This is a genomic window from Streptomyces sp. ICN903 (assembly GCF_022015835.1).
In the GTDB taxonomy this organism is placed as follows: Bacteria; Actinomycetota; Actinomycetes; order Streptomycetales; family Streptomycetaceae; genus Streptomyces; species Streptomyces fenghuangensis.
Genome location: NZ_JAKMAY010000453.1, coordinates 1 through 3,186, shown reverse-complemented (window position 1 = coordinate 3,186; position 3,186 = coordinate 1). Strand labels below are relative to the sequence as shown.

Below are 3,186 nucleotides of genomic sequence, written 5' to 3'. Positions count from 1 at the left end.
CCTCCCCCCTGACCGAGGCCGCCGACGAGCACTTCTCGCGTCACGGGGTCCGGCTGCTGCTCAAACGCGACGACCTGATCCACCCGGACCTCGTCGGCAACAAGTGGCGCAAGCTCGCGCCCAATCTGCGCGCCGCCGCGCGGGCCGGCGAGCACACGCTGCTGACCTTCGGCGGGGCCTACTCCAACCACCTGCGCGCCACCGCCGCCGCCGGGCGTCTGCTCGGCCTGTCGACGATCGGGGTCGTACGGGGTGAGGAGCTCGCCGACCGGCCCCTCAACGACTCCCTGGCCCGCTGCGCCGCCGACGGCATGCGGCTGCACTTCGTGACACGGGCGGACTACCGCCGCAGGAACGACCCGGAGTGGACTGCCGCGCTGCGCGACCGCTTCGGCCCGTTCCGCCTCATACCGGAGGGCGGCAGCAACGCCGAGGCCGTGCGGGGCGCCGCGGAGCTGGGCCGTGAACTGCGCGGCGCGGCGGACGTGGTGGCCGTCGCCTGCGGCACGGGCGGCACCCTCGCCGGCCTCGCCGGGGGGCTCGCCGGCGGGCAGCGCGCGATCGGTTTCGCCGCCCTGCGCGGCGGCTTCCTCACCGGCGAGGTGGAACGGCTCCAGCACGCCGCCTTCGGCGGACGCCGCGGCGCGTGGACGGTTGAGGACCGCTTCCACTGCGGCGGCTTCGCCCGCACGACCGACGCGCTGGAGTCCTTCGCCCGGGACTTCGAGGCCCGGCACGGGCTGCCGGGCCTGGACCGCGTGTACGTCGCCAAGATGCTGTACGGCCTGGCGGCCCTGGCCGGCGAGGGCGTCTTCCCCCGGGGGACGACGGTGGCCGCCGTGGTCACCGGTTAACCCTCCCCGCCCGATCCGGCCGAACTCGCGCATCCGCGCCACACGGGGTTACGAACGCTTCCGGTTGTGGGTACTGAACCGGCACGAGCCCGCCATCGGTTTCCACGAGCCGCCCGGCGCCGGACCGATGGCCGGGCGGGCCGGGCGCCGGGATCGCCGGAGGGCCGGGAACAAACGGCGGCCCCGCGGCGCTGTGAACCCGGCGTGACCGGATGCGAATTGGGCACCGCAGACCACTAGCCACGGAAAGTACCCATGTGTTTACTATGGGTGACGACCGCAGGAAGGGTGCCTCCTCGGCCCGGGCGACAGCATGCCCCGGATCGCGATAGCGTCGCAGTCGAACTATCTGCCGCGCCCGTCCGTTGACCTGTTGCCCCGTCGCGACGGGGTCGCCGGGCGGGCGTACACGGCAGCCACCAGCTCGTGCCACCTTGGAGGTGAGGGTGTCCCAGATCGCAGGCGAGCCCGGGACGCAGGACTTCGTCGAGGTCCGGCTGCCCGCCGCGGGCGCCTACCTTTCGGTTCTGCGTACCGCCACCGCCGGTCTCGCGGCCCGTTTGGACTTCACCCTCGACGAGATCGAGGATCTGCGCATCGCCGTCGACGAGGCGTGCGCCATCCTGCTCCAGCAAGCGGTCCCCGGCAGCGTGCTGAGCTGCGTCTTCAACCTCGTCGGGGACTCCCTGTGGGTGACGGTCTCGGCACCCACCACGGACGGCCGCGCCCCCGAGCGCGACACCTTCGCCTGGACGGTGCTCTCCGCGCTGGCCGGCGAGGTCGACTCGGCCGTGGCCGAGGACCGCACTGTCAGCATCAGCCTGCACAAGAAGCGCGGCGCCGGCCCAGGGGCGCCGTGACCGGCACACACGGGCCGGTACGGGACAAGGGGGTCGGTGTGAACGACCTGGAGAGCGAAACGCGGACGGGCCGCCACGAGAAGGCGGCGGGCCCGGTCATTCCCGAGCAGCACGCCCGGCCCCATCCGGTCGATCCTGATCGGCGGGCGGAGCGGGCGGTTGCCATGGAGGACCAGCAGCACGACATGCGCGAGGACGAAGGGGCCGGCGAGAAGGCCGTCTATGTGCACCGGCAGCCCGATCCCCAGGACCGCAGCGGCGCACGGGAGCTGTTCGTCAGACTGCGCGGTCTCCCGGCGGGCTCCCCGGAGCGCGCCGAGCTGCGCGACGCCCTGGTGCGGATGCACCTGCCGCTGGTGGAGCATCTGGCGCGGCGCTTCCGCAACCGCGGGGAGCCGCTGGACGACCTGACACAGGTCGCCACGATCGGCCTGATCAAGTCGGTGGACCGCTTCGACCCGGAGCGCGGCGTGGAGTTCTCCACCTACGCCACCCCCACGGTCGTCGGCGAGATCAAGCGGCACTTCCGTGACAAGGGCTGGGCGGTGCGGGTGCCCCGCAGGCTCCAGGAGCTGCGGCTGTCGCTGACCACGGCCACCGCCGAGCTGTCCCAGCAGCACGGCCGCGCCCCGACCGTCCACGAGCTGGCCGAGCGGCTGTCGATCTCCGAGGAGGAGGTCCTGGAGGGCCTGGAGTCGGCGAACGCCTACAGCACGCTCTCCCTGGACGTCCCCGACACCGACGACGAGTCCCCGGCCGTCGCGGACACCCTGGGCGCGGAGGACGACGCCCTGGAGGGCGTGGAGTACCGGGAGTCGCTCAAGCCGCTGCTGGAGGAGCTGCCGCCGCGCGAGAAGAAGATCCTGCTGCTGCGTTTCTTCGGCAACATGACCCAGTCGCAGATCGCCCAGGAGGTCGGCATCTCGCAGATGCACGTCTCGCGGCTGCTGGCCCGCACCCTGGCCCAGTTGCGCGACCGGCTGCTGATCGAGGAGTAGCGGGGCGCCGAGGAGCGGCGGGAAAGTCCCGGGGCGGGGCGCCCGCCGGTCCGGTCAGGCGTCCCGGGGCTCGCGCGGGCCGACACCCAGTGCCCCGGCCGCCGCCGGGGTCATCAGGAGGCCGAGCACGGCCAGCGCGGTGAGCGCGATGACCGCCCCGGCCGCGAGCCACACACCGCCGTTCTGCGCCATCTGCCAGCCCGCCGGAAGCGCCATCAGCTGGACGATCACCGCCGGTCCCCGGCTCCACCGGCGCCGCAGCCACAGCCCCCGCGCGGCGGCCAGCGGCAGCACGGCCAGCGCCAGCACGGTCGCGGCTCCGGTGAGGGCCTGCACCGTGTCGTCGGCCCGGCCGCCGGTCAGCAGCATGACCAGCATGGTCACCCCCAGGCCGGCGACCACCACTCCCTGTGCCGCCACCACGGCGGCCGCGGCGGTGAGCCGCCCGGGCCGGGGGGACTCGGGGGTGCGGTG

4 protein-coding genes are annotated in these 3,186 nt (G+C 73.8%); 3 read left to right on the top strand and 1 reads right to left on the bottom strand.

Annotation, left to right across the window (positions count from 1 at the left end; all coding sequences use genetic code 11):
• The 3 genes from L7D48_RS27565 to L7D48_RS27555 form a co-directional block, all read left to right on the top strand.
• Positions 1 to 854: 1-aminocyclopropane-1-carboxylate deaminase/D-cysteine desulfhydrase (locus L7D48_RS27565; RefSeq protein ID WP_237883627.1), on the top strand; the 854-nt coding region annotated here is incomplete at its 5' end.
• Positions 855 to 1,300: 446 nt separating this feature from the next.
• Positions 1,301 to 1,714 carry an anti-sigma regulatory factor gene (locus L7D48_RS27560; protein ID WP_093847771.1) on the top strand — a complete coding sequence of 138 codons (414 nt, stop codon included), beginning with the start codon at positions 1,301 to 1,303 and terminating at the stop codon, positions 1,712 to 1,714.
• The gene (locus L7D48_RS27555; protein WP_374494013.1) at positions 1,603 to 2,712 is read left to right on the top strand and encodes an RNA polymerase sigma factor SigF; all 1,110 of its coding nucleotides are present in this window, start codon (positions 1,603 to 1,605) and stop codon (positions 2,710 to 2,712) included. The genes L7D48_RS27560 and L7D48_RS27555 overlap by 112 nt, the downstream gene beginning before the upstream one ends.
• Before the next feature lie 54 nt (positions 2,713 to 2,766).
• Here the strand turns inward: L7D48_RS27555 and L7D48_RS27550 are convergent.
• A partial coding sequence (locus tag L7D48_RS27550; protein WP_237883625.1) for a hypothetical protein occupies positions 2,767 to 3,186 on the bottom strand: 420 nt, incomplete at its 5' end.